Source organism: Geobacillus subterraneus (assembly GCF_001618685.1).
GTDB lineage: Bacteria > Bacillota > Bacilli > Bacillales > Anoxybacillaceae > Geobacillus > Geobacillus subterraneus.
The window spans coordinates 1433218-1451274 of the sequence record NZ_CP014342.1 but is presented as its reverse complement, the minus strand read 5'-3'; the positions used below and the strand labels follow the sequence as shown (position 1 = coordinate 1451274).

Annotated in this window: 14 protein-coding genes; all 14 read right to left on the bottom strand. The window is 50.0% G+C overall.

The genetic code is table 11. The features are described 5' to 3' along the window. Nucleotide 1: 1 nt before the first annotated feature. On the bottom strand, nucleotides 2-1339 hold the full coding sequence (xylA, locus tag GS3922_RS07145; protein ID WP_063165773.1) for a xylose isomerase: 1338 nt from the start codon (nucleotides 1337-1339) through the stop codon (nucleotides 2-4). Between the two features lie 263 nt (nucleotides 1340-1602). Then, a complete protein-coding gene (locus GS3922_RS07140) occupies nucleotides 1603-2649 on the bottom strand; it encodes an aldose epimerase family protein (protein ID WP_063165772.1) in 1047 nt (348 codons plus the stop codon). Between the two features lie 407 nt (nucleotides 2650-3056). Beyond that, entirely contained in the window at nucleotides 3057-4247 is a 1191-nt protein-coding gene (locus GS3922_RS07135) for an MFS transporter (RefSeq protein WP_318825730.1), read from the bottom strand. A 31-nt stretch (nucleotides 4248-4278) separates the two neighbouring features. Next, on the bottom strand, nucleotides 4279-5166 hold the full coding sequence (gene fba, locus GS3922_RS07130; protein WP_063165771.1) for a class II fructose-1,6-bisphosphate aldolase: 888 nt from the start codon (nucleotides 5164-5166) through the stop codon (nucleotides 4279-4281). 79 nt (nucleotides 5167-5245) lie between these two features. After that, nucleotides 5246-6706 carry a CoA-acylating methylmalonate-semialdehyde dehydrogenase gene (locus tag GS3922_RS07125; protein ID WP_063165770.1) on the bottom strand — a complete coding sequence of 487 codons (1461 nt, stop codon included), beginning with the start codon at nucleotides 6704-6706 and terminating at the stop codon, nucleotides 5246-5248. A gap of 20 nt (nucleotides 6707-6726) precedes the next feature. After that, nucleotides 6727-7734, bottom strand: coding sequence for a 5-dehydro-2-deoxygluconokinase (iolC, locus tag GS3922_RS07120; protein WP_063165769.1), 1008 nt, complete (start codon nucleotides 7732-7734; stop codon nucleotides 6727-6729). Between the two features lie 36 nt (nucleotides 7735-7770). Beyond that, nucleotides 7771-8595, bottom strand: coding sequence for a 5-deoxy-glucuronate isomerase (gene iolB, locus GS3922_RS07115; RefSeq protein WP_063165768.1), 825 nt, complete (start codon nucleotides 8593-8595; stop codon nucleotides 7771-7773). Between the two features lie 18 nt (nucleotides 8596-8613). Continuing rightward, the gene (iolE, locus tag GS3922_RS07110; RefSeq protein ID WP_063165767.1) at nucleotides 8614-9540 is read right to left on the bottom strand and encodes a myo-inosose-2 dehydratase; all 927 of its coding nucleotides are present in this window, start codon (nucleotides 9538-9540) and stop codon (nucleotides 8614-8616) included. 18 nt (nucleotides 9541-9558) lie between these two features. Further along, nucleotides 9559-11493 (bottom strand): 3D-(3,5/4)-trihydroxycyclohexane-1,2-dione acylhydrolase (decyclizing), encoded by a 1935-nt coding sequence (gene iolD / locus GS3922_RS07105; protein WP_063165766.1) that lies wholly within the window; start codon nucleotides 11491-11493, stop codon nucleotides 9559-9561. A 21-nt stretch (nucleotides 11494-11514) separates the two neighbouring features. Next, on the bottom strand, nucleotides 11515-12357 hold the full coding sequence (locus GS3922_RS07100; RefSeq protein ID WP_011231382.1) for a sugar phosphate isomerase/epimerase family protein: 843 nt from the start codon (nucleotides 12355-12357) through the stop codon (nucleotides 11515-11517). A 19-nt stretch (nucleotides 12358-12376) separates the two neighbouring features. After that, the gene (locus GS3922_RS07095; RefSeq protein ID WP_011231383.1) at nucleotides 12377-13381 is read right to left on the bottom strand and encodes an ABC transporter permease; all 1005 of its coding nucleotides are present in this window, start codon (nucleotides 13379-13381) and stop codon (nucleotides 12377-12379) included. Between the two features lie 17 nt (nucleotides 13382-13398). Next, nucleotides 13399-14910, bottom strand: coding sequence for a sugar ABC transporter ATP-binding protein (locus GS3922_RS07090; RefSeq protein WP_063165765.1), 1512 nt, complete (start codon nucleotides 14908-14910; stop codon nucleotides 13399-13401). Nucleotides 14911-15893: 983 nt separating this feature from the next. Further along, a complete protein-coding gene (locus GS3922_RS07085; RefSeq protein WP_063165764.1) occupies nucleotides 15894-16862 on the bottom strand; it encodes a sugar ABC transporter substrate-binding protein in 969 nt (322 codons plus the stop codon). Between the two features lie 143 nt (nucleotides 16863-17005). Beyond that, the gene (gene iolX / locus GS3922_RS07080; protein WP_063165763.1) at nucleotides 17006-18031 is read right to left on the bottom strand and encodes a scyllo-inositol 2-dehydrogenase; all 1026 of its coding nucleotides are present in this window, start codon (nucleotides 18029-18031) and stop codon (nucleotides 17006-17008) included. Nucleotides 18032-18057 lie beyond the last annotated feature (26 nt).

Here is an 18057-nt window from a genome sequence, read left to right as displayed (position 1 = left end):
TTCACGAACGAGATCCACTCGGCGCGCTGACTTCGAGCAAATATTGATTCAGCAACGTTTTCAAGCGCTCAAGACGGCCGGACGTATTGCGAATGTCGCCAAGCTGCAAGGCGTACTGCTCCAGCTTGTGGAAGTCCGCCGTCCCTTCGACGATCTCGCGGCCGATGCCTTCCGTATAGCTTTTGTACCGCTCTTCGATGAACTGTTCAAATACGCGGTCTTCCAACAAGCGATGAGCGACTTTCAACCCGATCGCAAAGCTGTCCATCCCGGCAATATGAGCGTAGAACAAGTCTTCCGGTTCAAACGAGCCTCTTCGCACTTTCGCGTCAAAGTTCAAGCCGCCGCGCCCAAGGCCGCCGTTTTGCAAAATTTCATACATCGCCAACGTCGTCGTATACAAATCGGTCGGGAATTCGTCCGTATCCCAGCCAAGCAGCGTATCACCTTGGTTCGCATCGACCGAACCGAGCATGCCGTGGATGCGGGCGACGCGCAGCTCATGTTCAAACGTATGGCCCGCCAACGTCGCATGGTTCGCTTCGATGTTGAATTTGAAGTAATCCTTGAGCCCGTACGTTTGCAAGAACGCCAGCGCCGTGGCCACGTCAAAATCGTATTGATGCTTCGTCGGCTCTTTCGGCTTCGGCTCGATCAAAAACTGACCGTCAAAACCGATTTCTTTCGCATAGTCGACCGCCATACGCAAGAAGCGGGCCAAATTGTCAAGCTCCAGTTTCATATCCGTGTTCAGCAGCGTCTCATAACCTTCCCGTCCGCCCCAGAACACGTAGTTTTCCGCCCCGAGCCGCTTCGCGATCTCCAACCCTTTTTTCACTTTTGCCGCCGCATAGGCGAATACATCAGCGTTACACGACGTCGCCGCCCCGTGAACGAAGCGCGGATGGCTGAACAAGTTCGCCGTATTCCAAAGCAGCTTCGTTTTGCTTGTTTTCATGTATTCTTCAATCATATCGACGATTTCATCTAAGTTTTTATACGTCTCGCTGAGCGTTTCCCCTTCTGGCGCAATGTCGACGTCATGGAAGCAGAAAAACGGAACGTTCAGCTTTTCAAACAGCTCAAACGCCGCCTCGACGCGCGCCTTCGCCAGATCCATGCCGCCGTACGTATTCCATGGACGAATCATATTGCCGACGCCAAACGGATCCGATCCATCCCCCGTAAACGTATGCCAATACGCCACTGAAAAGCGCAAATGCTCCTCCATTGTTTTGTCGCCGACTTTTTCTTCTGGATTATAAAACTTAAACGCCAACGGATTGCGCGACTCTGGTCCTTCATATGGAATGGTGCCGACATTCGGGAAGTATGCCATATCCAAGTCCTCCTTAAAAATAAGCGAGAATGATTTGTTTCAGTTTCATTATAACGCTTTCATGTTTGTTTGTCTATCGTATAAACAAAGTGTTTTCACCTGTAAAACCACAACTATGTTAGTTGAAGTTTTACAGGGGGGATGGGCATACGATCCCCCACACTCTAGATATTACCGTTTTTTATTACATAATGCTTTACATTCCGACGCTTGTTATGATGACTTTCTGTTTCCACAACTACTTTCAGATTTTAAAATTCAACTTAGTCAGCACTAAATCGATACCTTGTCATCGACACCTGCTCCTTGTCAGCCGGCAATACGATCGACGGAAACTGCGGATGATGGATCGCATCCGGCAGCCCTTGCGTTTCCAGGCAGATGCCTAAATATTTCCGCGACGGCACGCCGCCTAGATCCAACCCTTCCGGCAGCTGGTTCGATGTATACACCACCACGCCGACCTCATCCGTCTCCACCGTCAGCACCCGCCCGCTCTCCGGGTCGGAAAGCACAATCTCTTTGTCATGATGCCGATCGAGCCAAAACGGATGGTCATAACCCCCGCCGACGAGTGCAATTTGCGGATGCCCCGATTCGACCGCCTCCCGGATCGTCTTTCCTTGCCGCAAATCAAACGGCGTGCCAGCGACATCCAAGACGCGGCCCGTCGGAATCAGCTCCTCATTCAACTCGAGTACGCGAGCGCTTTGGATGGCCAGCGTATGGTCTAAAATATCGCGCTTGCCGTTGCCGCTCAAATTAAAATACGTATGGTTCGTCAAGTTGACAAGCGTCGTTTTGTCCGAACGAGCCCGGTAGGTGACGGTCCATTCGTTGTCATTGTTAAGCCAATACGCCACTTGCACATCAACCGCCCCCGGATACCCTTCTTCCCCGTCTGGGCTTGTGTACGAAAAGACGACGCCGACCGCATCGTCGCGCTGGACGGGCTCGGCCTGCCAAAGCACGCGGTGGAATCCGTTCGGCCCGCCGTGCAAGTGGTTGTTGTGTTCGTTTTTCGCCAGTTGATATGTGATTCCATCAAGTTCGAAGCTCGCTCCACGAATGCGCCCCGCCACCCGGCCGATCACGGCGCCGAAATAAGGGGCGTTCTCGACATACGGCTCAAATCGGTCAAACCCAAGCACCACATTTTCAATGTTGCCCATCCGGTCAGGAACCAGCAGTTTGGTCACAATGCACCCAAAGTTCATCGCGGACAATTGTATGCCGCGATCGTTTGTCAAGGTGAACAAGAGAATATCGTTTCCATTCAGTTCGGACCACTTTTCGTATGTAATGTTCATCCCGATTCCCCTTCCTTCATAACCGCACGATCGCTCCTGTTTTCATCGATGTGCGGCAAGCGTCGAGCGCCCGCGATTGTTTGATCCTAATCACGAGTGCCGGCGAATACCATGCAACATGTGTAATGTTAATTCTAGATAAAAGTAGCTGCCTCAATACTCCTATCAATCATATCAATTATACTGGCTAAAAAGAACCTAAAAAATGGCCAAACCTCATAGTATTAAGTAGGTATAGAATTAAAAGAACTTATTCAATCAATTCAATTATACCATCATAATTGCTCGTCCATCCTAAATCGACATTTCAAATGTACACCAATTCAAAAAAGGGCTTCTTCTCTCCTAAAACACGCTCGCAAAAGAAAAGAAGATCAATTCCTCATCGTAGATAAACTTCGAGATTGTTAGTCATTTAACACCAGCCCCCTCTCTTTTCTCTTCCACACGACGATCAGCCCTATGGCGACGAGCCCAAGGGTGCCGGCAAAATAAAAGGCGAAGGGAAGGGCGATGAGCTCATTGACGATGCCGGCGAGGTACGGGCCACCAAACATGCCGATTGCGTAAATCGCCTGATACGTTCCCATCGCGGTCGCTTTTTTGCTTTCATCGACGGATTCAATCGACATTCCTAACAACAATGGGAACAAGAGGCCGAGGAAAAAGCCGCTCCCGATTTGGACGAGATAAACCAACCAGCTTCCGCCGGCAACCGGAATCAAAAACGTAAACACGGCACTGCCGAAAAAGGCAATGACCAAGGATCGCCATTTCCCGAATAAAGGCACTACGGTCTTTCCGATGAACACCGTCGCGATGGCGTGAGGAATCATAAAACAAATCATTAGAAAGCACAAATCTCGTTCGTCAAGGCCGGCTTTTAGGACATACACCGGTGTGAAGCCAAAGATGGTCGTAAACATGATCCCGTGGGCCAACACGGATAAAACGGAGACTTTGAGCAACAACGGTTCTTTCATAACGGAAAAAAGGTCTTTCAGCTGGACGGTTTGCGGCCGCACTAATTCGCCTCGTTGTTTTTGCTCCTTGATCGATACAGAGAGAACGGCGCCCACCGCGGCCAGCCATCCCCCGGCCCAAAACGGGGCATGCCATCCCCAGCGGTCCACGATCGAACCGCCTGCCGTCATGCCCACGAGCTGCGCCAACACCACGACAAGCGAAATTTGGCCCATCGCCCGGTGGATGTCTTCCGAACGGAAGTAACTAGCATACAGAACCGTAAAGACGACCCACGTCGCGGCGGCGACGCCAGCGAGCGCTCTTGCCACCAGCGCCCATCCTAAGCTGTTCGTGAGCGCAAACAGCCACCCGCTTCCCATCGCAGCCGCCATGCCGATCATGACAAACGGTTTTCTCCGTTGCACCATATCTGAGACAAGGCCGATCGGAATGCGGCATAAAAACTGCATGAGGCCGTAACTGCCCAAGACAAGCCCGACAAACGAATACGCCCCTCCCAGCTGTTCCACATACGGAGACAGGATCGGCATATAAATAAAAAGAGACAACCAAAAGAAAAAGGAGGCGATGAGGAACATCGCCACATCCTTGCGCCATGGGCTGTGAGCCACCCCACTCCCCCCTTTGCGCGTTCATGTATGGCTACACCGAAGGCAACAAGGCCTCTGTTGCCTTCTTTGCCGAACCGAATTCGCGAATTTTTTGTTTGACCGTCTGTTTCACTTCTTCTCTCCCGGCGCCAAGGTATTTCCTCGGATCATACAGTCCCTCGTTCTCGCGGAACATGCGGCAAATGCCGCGGGTAAAGGCCCATTGGTTCTCGGTGTTGACATTGATTTTCGCTGTTCCAAAGGAAATCGCCTTTTGAATATCGGCCAGCGGAATTCCTGTTCCGCCATGCAGGACAAGAGGAACCCCAGTTCGGCGCCCGATCTCTTCCATCTGGGCAAATCCCAGCTTTGGCTTCCCTTTGTACGGGCCGTGAACCGAACCTAACGCCGGAGCGAGGCAGTCGACCCCTGTTTCTTTCACAAGGCGTTCGCATTCCTCAGGAATGGCATACAAGGCTTCTGCTTCGTCCACCACCAAGTCGTCCTCCTGCCCCCCGATCCTCCCCACTTCCGCTTCGACCGAGGCGCCAAACTCCCGTGCGGCTTTGACGACTTGTTTCGTGATGGAAATATTTTGTTCTAACGGATGATGGGATGCATCGATCATCACCGAAGTAAACCCGGCTTCCATCGCTTCGAGGCATTGTTCATAGGAAGAGCCGTGATCCAAATGAAGCGCGACTGGCACCGTGATGCGGTACTCCTTCACGAGCTCTTTCACCATGGCCGCTGCGGTCCGCAACCCACCGAGATGGTCAATATATCCCGGACTCACGGCCAAAATGACCGGCGCTTCTTCTTCCTCAGCCCCCAGCAAAATGGCCTGAGCAAATTCCAAATTGTTGATGTTGAAATGTCCGACGGCATATCTTCCTTGCCATGCCCGTTGCAGCATGTTTTTCATCGACACAAGCGGCATTGTTCGCCCTCCTTTTCTGTTTCAATATACGGAAAACGTATCAAGCACTCTTGTGGCGCTTGATACGTTTTCGAACGCATTACCAGCGGGAGGTCACCATTTTTTTGCGCGTATAAAACTCGACGCCATCCATGCCGTTCGCATGAAGATCGCCATAAAACGAGTTTTTCCACCCGGAGAACGGGAAGAACGCCATCGGCGCGGGAACGCCTAAGTTGACGCCTAACATGCCAGCGTCGATTTCCTCGCGGAATTTGCGGACATTCCCCCCGTCTCTTGTATAGATGCACGCTCCATTGGCAAACGGAGACTTGTTGGCCACCTCAATGGCTTCATCTAATGTCTCGACCCGTACGACCGAAAGCACAGGGGCGAAAATTTCGTCTTTCCAAATGGTCATGTCAGTAGTGACTCGGTCAAAGATCGTCGGACCGATAAAGTATCCATTGTCCTGAACCGCGGTGTCCTTTCGTCCGTCGCGCACCAGAATGGCCCCTTCCTTTTCCCCAAGTTCAATATACTTCACGGTCCGTTGCTTATGGGCTTCGCGAATGACCGGGCCTAAAAAGACGCTCTCCTCCAGCCCATTGCCGATTTTCAATTCATTCGCGGCCGCCACCAGCTTCTCGACAAGTTCATCGGCAATCTCCCCAACCGCGACAACGACCGACGCCGCCATGCACCGTTCTCCCGCCGAGCCGAACGCCGCGTTAATAATTTCACGGACCGCAACATTCAAATCGGCATCCGGCATGACAATGGAATGGTTTTTCGCCCCCGTCAACGCTTGAACCCGTTTGCCGTGAGCCGCTGCCGTTTTGTACACATACTCGCCGACAGGCTGGGAACCGACAAACGAGATGGCTTTCACATCCGGGTGCTCCAACAGCCCGTTCACGACATCATGCGCCCCATGGACGATGTTAAGCACCCCGTCCGGAAGCCCAGCCTCTTTAAACAGTTCAGCCAAACGATTCGCCAACATCGGCGTGCGCTCGGACGGTTTTAAGACGAACGTGTTTCCGCACGCAATCGCCAGCGGGAACATCCAGCAAGGGACCATCATCGGGAAGTTAAACGGCGTGATGCCCCCCACGACGCCGATCGGATACCGGTACATCCCCGATTCAATGCCGGTCGCAATATCTGGAAGCTGCCGCCCCATCATGAGCGTCGGCGCACCGGCCGCAAATTCGACGCATTCAATGCCGCGCTGCACTTCCCCATATGCTTCGTTGTAGCTTTTGCCGTTTTCTAACGTCACCAATCGGGCCAGCTCTTCCCAATGCTCGACAAGCAACTGCTGATATTTAAACAAGATTCTTGCCCGACGCGGCACCGGCGTTTTGCGCCATGTTTTGAACGCCTCTTTGGCAGCTCGGACCGCTTCGTCCAACTCCTCGCGGCTTGAAATCGGAACGTAGGCCAGCACTTCGCCCGTTGCCGGGTTCGGAACGGCTTCCGTCTTCCCGGAACGTGACTCGACCCATTGCCCGCCAATATAGTTTTTTAAGGTTTGCACTCCCGTTGTCATCGTCATGTCCATGTTCCCCCTTCTTTTTATTTCCGAGCGGCTGAACCGTTGCGATGTTGTTCGATGAACTGTTCGATTTGCGCCAATGTCGGCATCGCATCCGAGCAGCTATGGCTTGAGATGACAATCGACGCCGCAGCTGCCCCGTATTCCATTGCCTTTGGAATCGGCCAATCGTTCATTAGCCCGTAGATAAATCCTGCGGCATACGAGTCGCCGGCCCCAAACGTTTTGACAATATTTGCTGGGAAAATCGTGCCGACAAACGTTTCTCCAGTTTTCGTATAAGCAATAGACCCGTCTTTGCCATGCTTAATGACAACGATTTTCGCGTTGTAATCAAACCATTTTCGCGCTGTTTGTTCATCATCGCGCCGCTGGCCGTCAAACCGCTCCATCATGTCAAATTCTTCTCTCGTGCCGATGATCACGTCGCATTTTTCGGCTGCCAAGTTGTAATAGATCGCTGTTTCCTCTTTGGATTGCCACGTATATGGGCGATAATCCAAATCGAACACAACGACGGTTCCATGGCGTCTTGCGTAGTCCAACGCTAAAAACACCGCTTCTCTTGACGGGCTTTTCGCTAAAGCTGTCCCGGAAATCAACAGGCATTTGGCGCGCCGAATATAGTCTTCGTCAATATCGTTCGGTTCCAGCTTCAAATCAGCGACATTATCGCGATACATTAGGATGCTGCAGTCGGTCGGGCTCTTGATTTCGGTAAACGCCAAGCCCGTCACACTGCCGGACTTGTCGGTAATGACATGGGACGTATCAATTCCATTGTTTTTTAAATATCGGACAATAAATCGACCCATTTGGTCGTCAGCAACCCGGCCGATAAATCCCGTTTTCATGCCGAGCCGCGCCATGCCGATGGCGATGTTCGCCGGAGACCCACCGACATATTTCGTAAACGTCACCGTTTCTTCCATCGGCCGATGGATTTCATTGGCGTTCAAATCGATGCATAGCCGGCCAACGGCGATAAAATCGAACGGTTTTTGCTGGTCAAATGGGAGGAAACTCATCGAACCGCCTCTTTCTATCATCTTTTTGGATCGTTTCTACTTCTGTTTGGCCGCGAGCTTGCTTTCCATCACCCACTCATGGTCCGGGTCATTATGGAACTTCCACGTCCGTACAGGCCCAGCCATGACGTTCAAGTAATACCCCTCATACCCTGGAGGAGCGGAAACCGGATGGTAGCCTTTCGGGACTAAGACGACATCCCCGTTTTTCACGACCATCGTTTCGTCGATGGAACGATCATCGGTGTACACACGCTGCACCATAAAACCGTGACCGGGATTGATTTTATGATAATACGTTTCTTCCAAATACGACTCATGGGGCAAGTTGTCTTGGTCATGTTTATGCGGAGGGTAGCTCGACCAGTTTCCTTCCGGCGTAAACACTTCAACGACAAGCAAGCTGTCGGCCGGTTGGGATTCCGGAAGAATGTTATGCACCCGCCGTTCAATATTTCCTGCTCCCCGTATTTCGACTCCTACTTCGCTTGGCGGGATCAGCCGCGCCGGGTATGTCCCTTTGCCCGGCGCGAGGCAAACCGCTACTTCCACGTCCGTTACGGCTTCAATTTCATATACATCGTTGGCCGGAACATAGACCGAGTACGGCGGAACTTTCTCAAACACATCCATTCTCAGCCCGATTTGTTCCCACCGCTCCTGCTTCGTCGATATGTTCGCTTTCCCTTTAAGAAGAACAAGGCAAGCCTCTTGCGCAAGCGTCTCTTTTCGCAACGTTTGCCCTTTTGCCAATACATACACTTCAAACCCGACATATTCCCATCCCGCCGATTCCGGCGTCACACGGACGACGTTCCCTTCTTCGTTCGGCGGATGGCTTGGTATGACCAGTCGGCTCATCGTTTCATCCTCCCCCCCTTACCGCTTTTGGGCCGCCAAGAGATGATGAACAAGGCGGTCAATATATTCTTTGGCCATTTTGGCGTACGTGTACGGGTGCGCCACAGCCGGGTCCTGTTCTGCTTCGACGATGATCCAGCCGTTATAGCCCATCTCAATCAATTTTGAAAAAATCGGAACAAAATCAATGCATCCATCTCCAGGAACCGTAAACATGCCACGCAGCACCGCCGTGCGAAAGTCGAGTTGTTCCCGTCTCACCTGCTCGAGCACATCGTGTCTTATGTCTTTTAAATGAACGTATTGAATGCGATCCGCATACCGATGCAACAGTTCAACTGGATCATATCCGCCATATAACGCATGCCCTGTGTCATACAAGAGATGGACAAGATTCGGATCCGTCAACTCCATTAAGCGATCGATCTCTTCCGCCGTTTCGACGACTGTTCCCGCGTGAAAGTGGTAAACAAGTTTCATTCCTAGCTCTTGGCATATATGCGCGGCGCGATGCAATCCATCAACAAGGGACTCCCATTCGGAATCCGTGAGCCGTTGAATCGTTTTTTCTTCTGGCGCCCGGCGCGGATCCCAGTGCATCGATCCCCCCATCTCGCAGACAATCGCATACTTGCATCCCATATCGTGCAAATATTCCGCCCAAGACCGGAACGTCTTGAGTTCCTCTTCAAGACGAGAACGGTCTGAAAAGAGCACGCCGATGAATTTGCTGGCGAGCTCGATGCCATATTGGTTCAGTTTTGCCCTCAATGATGGGGGATCTTGGGAAAAGAGGCGCCCCATTTCCGTTGCAACATATCCAAGCTCCGCCATTTCGGATAACACTTGATCTTGTGTGTAATGGTCGCCCAATCCCGGGATATCGTCATTGACCCAGCTGATCGGCGCAATACCGATACGAAAAGGATGAACCGTTTTTTCCATCTCTCTCACTCCAGTTGTTCAATATTTTCTTGCCCTTTGCAATTGTTGTTCTTTCCGCTTGTATGCCTCCGCAATTTTTGGGTTCCGGGACACTTCCGCCACCCCGACATGCCACCATGACTCATAATCATGGGTCATCGTTTTTGGAAGCACCTTAATATCGATCAATGTCGACACCGATTGTTGTTTGGCATCTTCGAGCGCTTCTTTTAATTGCTCAAGCGTGCACACTTTGTACGTTTTTACCCCGTAACCGGCCGCGCTTTGCGCGAAGTCAATCGGAATCAAGCTCCCGTCTAAGCGCCCGGTTTCTCCGTTGCGGTAGCGGAATTCTGTGGCGAAACTGCCCATTCCATGACCCATTTGCAAGTTGTTAATGCAACCGAATCCACCATTATCAAATAGGAGAACATTGATTTTTTTCTTTTCCTGAATGCTCGTTACAAGCTCCGAGTGAAGCATTAAGTAGCTGCCATCGCCGACCATCGCATAGACTTCTTTATCCGGCTCCGCCATTTTCACGCCAAGGGCACCAGCAATCTCATACCCCATGCACGAATAGCCGTACTCCATATGATACGTATTGGGCCGGCGCGCCACCCACATGCGCTGCAAATCCCCCGGCAAGCTGCCTGCCGCTCCGATGATAATGGCGTCGTCATCGATCCACTCGTTAATCGCGCCAATGACTTCCGTTTGCGTTAACGAGGAACCGAAAAACTCCGAATACTCAGTTAACACCTCATCGAGATGGCCGGCCACCTCCGGCTTAAAGCCCGACTGGCGGTAGCGGACGTGATACAGCCGGTTAAGCTCTTCTTCCCAAGCCTTTTTCGCGATATCTATTTCATTCGTATAGCCGGATCGATACCCGATTTTCTCCAACTCTTCGGTTAAGGCGAGAAGAGCAAGTTTCGCATCTGCCACTACGCGGACGGCATCCAATTTGCAAGCATCAAAGACCGAGACATTGATCGTCAAAAATTCTACTTCAGGATGTTGGAAAAGCTGTTTCGACCCTGTCGTAAAATCGGTGTAACGAGTGCCAATCCCAATGACCAAATCGGCTTCCTTCGCGATTATATTGGCGGCAAGGTTGCCGGTGACGCCAATTCCCCCGAGATTGTATGGGTGGGCGCTTTCCACCGCGCTTTTGCCGGCTTGCGTTTCCCCATAAGGAATGTGAAATTTCTCGGCAAACTGTTTCAGTTCTTCCGCCGCCTCCGAATAACGGACACCGCCGCCGCAAATGATGATCGGTTTTTTCTTTCTGCGAATGAGCTCCACCGCCTCATGAATCGCCGCTTTCGCCGGAACACGGCGTTCAATGCGGTGAATCCGTTTTTGAAAAAAGGATTCAGGAAAATCGTACGCTTCCCCTTGCACATCTTGAGGCAAGGCAATGGTGACTGCTCCGGTGTTGGCGGGATCGGTCAGTACCCGCATCGCTTGAATCATCGCCGACATCAGCTGCTCGGGGCGGCTGATGCGATCCCAATATTTGCTGACGGCACGAAATGCATCATTTGTGGAAACCGTCAAATCATGCCAGTGCTCAATTTGTTGGAGTACCGGATCGGGTTGTCTAGTCGCGAACGTATCCCCCGGAAGCAATAAAACCGGAATATGGTTCGCTGAAGCCGTCGCCGCTGCTGTCACCATATTCGCTGCTCCAGGACCGACAGACGATGTGCACGCCATAATTTGCCGCCGGTGTTTTTGTTTTGCAAAGGCAATCGCCGCATGCGCCATGCCTTGCTCATTGCGCCCTTGGTACACTTCGAGCTCTCCTGGATCTTCCTCAAGCGCTTGGCCAAGGCCGAGTACGTTGCCATGGCCGAAAATCGTAAAAATGCCTTTGACAAACTTCTGGATGTGGCCATCGAACTCCACATACTGCTGATTTAAAAACTTGACTAACGCTTGGGCGGTTGTTAAGCGGATCGTTTTCACCGGTTTCCCTCCCGTAGATGTTCAAACTCGTTCGATCTCAAAATACCGACGGAGAACGTTCTCCATCTTTGCCTTTCCGGTTTGAATCGTTTCTTCTGCTTCCCATTGCCAATACTCGGGGCGGAATAACTCAATGGAAGCCATTTCATTGTAGCCAATGGCTTGGAGCGTACGTAAAATGCCATCCAAGTCAATCGCCCCGTCCCCCGGCCACACTCGATGGTGATCGCGCAATGCGCCAACCGGCAAATCTTCACAATCATCCATATGGAATACGAAAATGTCCTTCGGATCCGCCGCTTGCAAGTCCTCAAGCCGGGAGTTCATGGCGTGAAAATGGAAGCAGTCGAGAACAAGGCCCACTTGGCCGCTGTCCACCTCTTTGACAATCTCATATGCCTGCGCGAACGTGTTAACGGAACAATTGGGATATCCGCAAAACTCAAGCGCGATTTTTACGCCATATGGTTCGCTTAACTCTGCTAACTCCCGCAGTACGCGAACGGTTTCCGCCTTAATTTCAGCCTTGGTATAATCGCCTACGTCAAACGTCGGAACTGCAATCACCGTTTTGCAGCCAATTTGCTGGCCAATTTCGCACAAAAACTGCAGATCGCGGCGAATTTGGCCAAATCCTTCCTCATCACGGAACGTGATAAACTCCAGCGCATTGAAGGCATACGGTTTTAAACGATGAGAAGCAAAGAATTGTTTCAAGTCGTCAACCGTATAGGAAGCGAGAAATTCTTTCAACTTATCAAGCCGAATTTCAATGCCGTCATAACCGTGCTTTTCGCATAGATCTAAGTCGTTCTTTAATGTGGAGTTTTGTAGTGTTGTCGCCTCATTAAACACAATCTTCATGAGCCTTTGCTCCCCCTGATTATGATTTCCGGTTTTTGCGGGAATCGATGAACACCGCCACCGTAATAATGACGCCTTTCAGAATTTGTTGCCAATACGGCGAAACGTTTAACAAGTCAAGTCCGTTGTTCATCACCCCGATAATGAGCGCACCGACAATCGTGCCGCCGATCGTCCCAATCCCGCCAGCAAGGCTTGTACCGCCAATGACCGCCGCAGCGATGGCATCGAGTTCATACATCATCCCTGCCGTCGGCTGCCCCGAGGAAATGCGCGAAGTCAAGATGACCCCCGCCAATCCGGACAACAGACCAGCGTATCCGTAAACGAAAATCTTATATTTATCGACATTGACCCCGGCAATGACGGCGGCCTGCTCATTTCCGCCGATTGCATAGACATATTTGCCAAACTTCGTTTTATTTAAGAGAATGTAAGAAATGACCCCTACAAGCGCAAAGATGAGAATCGGAACCGGAATCCCCAAAACATCTCCTTGGCCAATCCATAAGAACGATGGCGACAAATTCCCAATCGGTCTCCCGTCGCTGAATAACAGCGCTGCCCCTCTCGCGGCCGTCATCATGCCCAATGTGACGATAAACGGGGCAATGTTCGCCTTCGAAATAATCGTTCCGTTTATGACCCCAGTCAAAAGCCCTAACCCAAGACCAATCAAAATCGGAACAATCACGGGATACGTATCCGGGTGGGCAAAACTGGCGGCCACAACCGACACAAGTGCAATGACGGATCCCGATGACAAATCAATGCCGGTCGTAATAATGACAATCGTGACGCCAATCGCGACAATGCCGACGACCGACATTTGCCGAACGATATTTAATAAGTTGCCGGTTGTAAAAAACGTCGGCGAAAGAATGGACATCAAAATGACGAGCCCAATGAGAATCATCAACATTCCATAGCGGTCGAAAAATCGATACAATTTGTCCTTCGACGTGGCCGTGGAAGAAACCCCTGCCTTCTCCCGCTTGTTCGTAACAGAAACTTGGCTTTCCATCTCCATTCCCCCTATCCTTATCTTTTCGTCTCGATCAGCTGGCCCGTTGCCAGCTGCATAATCCGCTCTTGGGTCGCTTCTTCCCTCGTTAGTTCTCCCATTTTTCTCCCTTCATGCATAACAATAACCCGGTCGCTCAATCCTAATATTTCTGGCATCTCAGACGAAACCACGACGATCGCTTTGCCATTCTTGGCGAGCTCAAAAATCAGATTATAAATTTCCGCTTTCGCTCCTACATCGATTCCCCTTGTCGGTTCATCGAGGAACAAAATATCCGGGTTATGAAGCAGCCAACGGGCAATGAGTGCCTTTTGCTGATTGCCTCCGCTTAAGTATTTGATCAACTGCTGCAAGCTCGGTGTTTTAATCGAAAGCTGTTCAGCAAGCCGTTGGCAGTCTTCGCGGATTTTTCGTTGCTGCAAAAAACCCGCCTTCGTATACTGGTTGACCGTAACCGTGATCATGTTGTCCTCGACAGACAACGGTAAAAACAGCCCTGTCAGTTTTCGGTCTTCCGTCAACAATCCCATTCCATACCGAATCGCATCCCGCGCCGAGCGGATCGTCGCCTTTTTTCCGTGGACATAAATGTCTCCCGCATCCGGTTTAGCAACACCGAAAACGCTTTCTAATACTTCCGTTCTTCCGGATCCCATCAAACCGGCAAATCCGACAATTTCCCCTTTTCGCACTTCAAAGCTCACATCATGAAATTTCCCTTTTTTCGTCAACCCTTGAACCGACAACGCCACTTCCCCAATCGGGACTTTTGGTTTATGGAAAATTTGATTTAGTTCCCGCCCAACCATCATTTGAATGAGTTCATCTCTTGTCATTTGATGGCTCGGCTTCGTCCCGATGTACTTGCCATCCCTCAGCACGGTCACCTCATCGGTGATTTGTTCGAGCTCATCCATCTTATGGGTAATATAAATAATGGAAACTCCCTCTTTTTTCAACGAACGGATAATCCGGAAAAGGTGGTGAACCTCTTTCTCTGTAATCGCAGACGTTGGTTCGTCCATAATAATGAGCTTCGAATGATAAGAAATCGCCTTTGCAATTTCCACCATCTGCATATTGGCGATGCTCAAATCCGCCATCTTCGCATTGGGATCAATATCGATCTCAAGCCGTTCGAATAGTTGCCTCGTCTTTTTGACGAGCTCTTTCATTTTGACCCAGCCGGCGAACGGATAACTCGGCTCCCTGCCAAGAAAAATGTTTTCCGCTACTGTCATGTTCGGAACAGGGCTTAACTCTTGGTGAATCATTGAAATGCCTCTATCAAGCGCATGTTTGATCGTGGAGACTTTCAACTCTTCGCCGTCAAGGATAATCTTGCCTCGGTCCGGCGTGTAAATGCCAATTAAAATTTTCATCAATGTCGATTTCCCAGCCCCATTCTCTCCCATGAGCGCGTGAACCGTGCCTCTTTTAACCTTCAGCTGCACACCGTCTAACGCTTTGACGCCTGGAAATTCTTTGGTTATGTATATCATTTCCAGCACATAGTCTTCGCTCATACACTTCCCCCCATCTCCACCAAGGTTCACTGTTTTTTCTGAAAGGCACTAGCAGTTGCTGCGATGCGTTCGGAAAGAAATGGCGTCGTCCGAACAAAGTTAACAAAATTACCTTATTTAGCGCTTTCGTTCATGAATGCGCTTTTATGCGCAACAGTAGGGCTCTTTCCGCAACTGCTGCACCCGTCTGTTAGGGAAAGCGCTTTCCCTACTTTTATTCTATAGCTTTTCTGCATTTTTTACAACACTTTTTTTAAATCTTCAGTAAAATTGCCCTTGTGATTGCCTTATAACTGATCATTCATTGTTGTTAAGGGAATTGTCCGTGCAACACCGGCAGCCAAGAAAGACGTTACCTTCCCTCTTCTCATTGCAAGCTGGGCAAGCGCTTACTCTAACCTATCTTTTTCCCTCTTAAAAAATATCCTTAGTTACAAACTATTTTATGAACGTCTGCCAACCGGTTTTTTGATCGTCTGACGAGATCGCAAACCGCAAAAGCCTTATCGGCAGCTGCCGTTTGAATGAAAGGACACTGGCTAATATAGTGTCCTTTCATCCTAATTCACTCATAAAGAGGGATAACAAACGGAAACTGTTATTCCCATTCATTTCACCGCTAAAAAATGTCCCAAAAGTGAACGTTATACAAACACTTTTGGGACATCTGCAAGATTGCCGTAAGCCACCTTTTGGACAATACCCTTTACAGCCGAGTAGCAGTGAACTCCCCACCACCTACGCTTCGCTTAGAGGCGGGGGGCTTCAAGCGACTTGTGCGTGTTCGCCGAACGGTAAGCCACACACAAGAACCCTTTACGCTCCCCTTCGTTCTGAAGGTGTCTGTTCTAACCATAGACGATCCTATTCGTTTTCGTTGGCGATTGCCAACCGAAATTCATCTCCCGCCTACTCACTGGTCTGTGCCCTTCACGTTCCTTGAGGCGGGAGACTTCTTTAGGAAATTACGTTAAAACGGGACATCATTGCCACTTTTTGACATACTCATCAACATTATCTTTCGTGACGAGTTCATACGGAATCCAGTTAAACTTCTCAACTTTTTCCCCTTTTGCGGCTTTAATGGCCACTTCTAGTCCGCCTTGCCCTTGTCCTTTGGCATTTTGGAAGACGGTCACTTTCAATTTCCCTTGCTTCACGTATTCAAGGGCATCTGGTGTCGCGTCAATTCCCGCTACAATAACGTCGTTTAACTTTCCGGCAGCCTCAAGAGCCATAATTGCACCAATCGCCATTTCATCGTTGTTCGCTACAACGGCATCGATTTTCTTACCAGATTGCAGCCAGTTTTCCATCAACGACATTCCTTTGGCGCGATCCCACTCGGCCGTTCCTTCAAGGACGACTTTCATCCCCGGATATTTTTTGATCACTTGCTTGTTTCCTTCGGTCCGTTTGATCTGCGCTTCATGCCCCATTTGGCCGTTCATAATGGCAATGTTTCCTTTACCGCCTAACATTTTTGCTACTTCTTCCATTTGCATAATGCCGGATTTGATTGACTCTGAACCGACGTAAGCGGTCGCTTTGTCTACCCCATCAAAGATACGGTTGACAACAACGATCGGAATGTTAGCCTGATTAGCCTTCTCAACCATCTGCGGAGCCGAAACAGTGTCAACAGGGATAATGACAATCGCATCGACTTTTTGCTGAATGAAGTTTTCCACTTGAGACAATTGCTTGTTTGCGTCATTCATCGCATCGACGTAAATGACTTCTACATCTTTTTGCGTTTTGGCATACTCTTTCATTCCGTCTTGCAAGTAACTTAGCCATTTGTCATCAAAATCCGGAAGGGCTGCGCCAATGACGATTTTTCCCGATTTGTCTCCCGATTGGGCTGTTTCTTGTTGTTTGTTACAACCAAACAGCAACGAAAAACTAAACAGCAATACGACTAACGACACCCACTTCATTCGACCTTTCATCTTCCTTTTGCCCCCTTGTCCCCTTTGTTTCTTTCAAACTTCTTTATCCATAGCTGTCATGTTCATCTCTCGATGGAGAGCGAAACCGACCTATGGACGTTTTTTATGACAAACGAAGCCTAGAATAGCCTCGCTGCCGTCAATTAACGTGTTTGCTCAGCTACATGCCCTTCGATCCATACTGTTTTTCCGGTGTCAAACGATTCAGTCGCCGCAATGGCGATTTTTAAGTTCACTTTTCCATCAATTTCGGTTACTTTTGGCGTTTGCCGGTTTTGAATGCATTCGATAAAGTGGACAAGCTCTAAACGGTATGCATCATTGAAGCGCGTTTGGAAATCAGGGATGATTTCGTACGTGCTTCCTTTGGCATTCAGCAATGTGACATTTTGGTTGCGCAAAGTGCCAATAAACAGCGAACCTTCTGTGCCGATGATTTCTGTACGAATATCGTGCCCGTATGGCGAGTTCCGGCTTGCCTCGATATCCCCGGCTGCGCCAGAGTCAAAGTGGACATACGTAATCGCCTGGTCTACGTCTTTAAACTCTTCCATAAACGGATGCAAGAGCACCCTTCCATGAGCAGAAACAGATGTAATTTCCGCCCCCATTAAGTAACGGGCAATATCATAGTCATGAATCGAAACATCCAAAAATACGCGGCCGCTATGTTGGATAAACTCAGCCGGGGGAGAACCTGCATCTCTTGTAATCCCTTTAAAGTAGATCGGCTTGCCAATATCCCCCGCTTCGATTCTTCGCTTCGCCTCGGCATAAGCAGGATCGAACCGTCTCATAAAGCCGACTTGGCAAATGACGCCTGTCTCCTGAATCGTTTGAATAATTTCATCAGCTTCCTCTAAACTTTGGGTAAGCGGTTTCTCCACGAAGATCGCTTTGCCGTTTCTAGCTGCTTTTGCAATCATCTCTGCATGCGTACTCGTTGGAGTCACGATCACGACGGCATCGATTGTCGGATCCTCGAATACATCATCAGGGTTTTTCGTCCACCGCTCAATCCCATATTCCCGTGCAAACTGCTCTGCTCTTTCTCCAAGAGGATCGACCACACTTACCAGTTTCGCGCCGCTTACTTGGTGAGTCGCCAAATTTTTCGCATGATGATGTCCCAGGCGCCCTAAACCGAGAACTGCACAACGAACGGTCATGGTCCACACACCTTTCTTTGTTTAAT

What these genes read in the sequence shown, in the direction of transcription:
- fba (WP_063165771.1), bottom strand. Translation starts at nt 5,166, where the DNA reads ATGCCGCTTGTGTCGATGAAAAACATGCTGCAACGGGCATGGCAAGGA.
- xylA (WP_063165773.1), bottom strand. Translation starts at nt 1,339, where the DNA reads ATGGCATACTTCCCGAATGTCGGCACCATTCCATATGAAGGACCAGAG.
- GS3922_RS07095 (WP_011231383.1), bottom strand. Translation starts at nt 13,381, where the DNA reads ATGGAAAGCCAAGTTTCTGTTACGAACAAGCGGGAGAAGGCAGGGGTT.
- GS3922_RS07090 (WP_063165765.1), bottom strand. Translation starts at nt 14,910, where the DNA reads ATGAGCGAAGACTATGTGCTGGAAATGATATACATAACCAAAGAATTT.
- GS3922_RS07140 (WP_063165772.1), bottom strand. Translation starts at nt 2,649, where the DNA reads ATGAACATTACATACGAAAAGTGGTCCGAACTGAATGGAAACGATATT.
- iolE (WP_063165767.1), bottom strand. Translation starts at nt 9,540, where the DNA reads ATGGAAAAAACGGTTCATCCTTTTCGTATCGGTATTGCGCCGATCAGC.
- iolX (WP_063165763.1), bottom strand. Translation starts at nt 18,031, where the DNA reads ATGACCGTTCGTTGTGCAGTTCTCGGTTTAGGGCGCCTGGGACATCAT.
- GS3922_RS07125 (WP_063165770.1), bottom strand. Translation starts at nt 6,706, where the DNA reads ATGACGATGACAACGGGAGTGCAAACCTTAAAAAACTATATTGGCGGG.
- iolB (WP_063165768.1), bottom strand. Translation starts at nt 8,595, where the DNA reads ATGAGCCGACTGGTCATACCAAGCCATCCGCCGAACGAAGAAGGGAAC.
- GS3922_RS07085 (WP_063165764.1), bottom strand. Translation starts at nt 16,862, where the DNA reads ATGAAAGGTCGAATGAAGTGGGTGTCGTTAGTCGTATTGCTGTTTAGT.
- GS3922_RS07100 (WP_011231382.1), bottom strand. Translation starts at nt 12,357, where the DNA reads ATGAAGATTGTGTTTAATGAGGCGACAACACTACAAAACTCCACATTA.
- iolC (WP_063165769.1), bottom strand. Translation starts at nt 7,734, where the DNA reads ATGAGTTTCCTCCCATTTGACCAGCAAAAACCGTTCGATTTTATCGCC.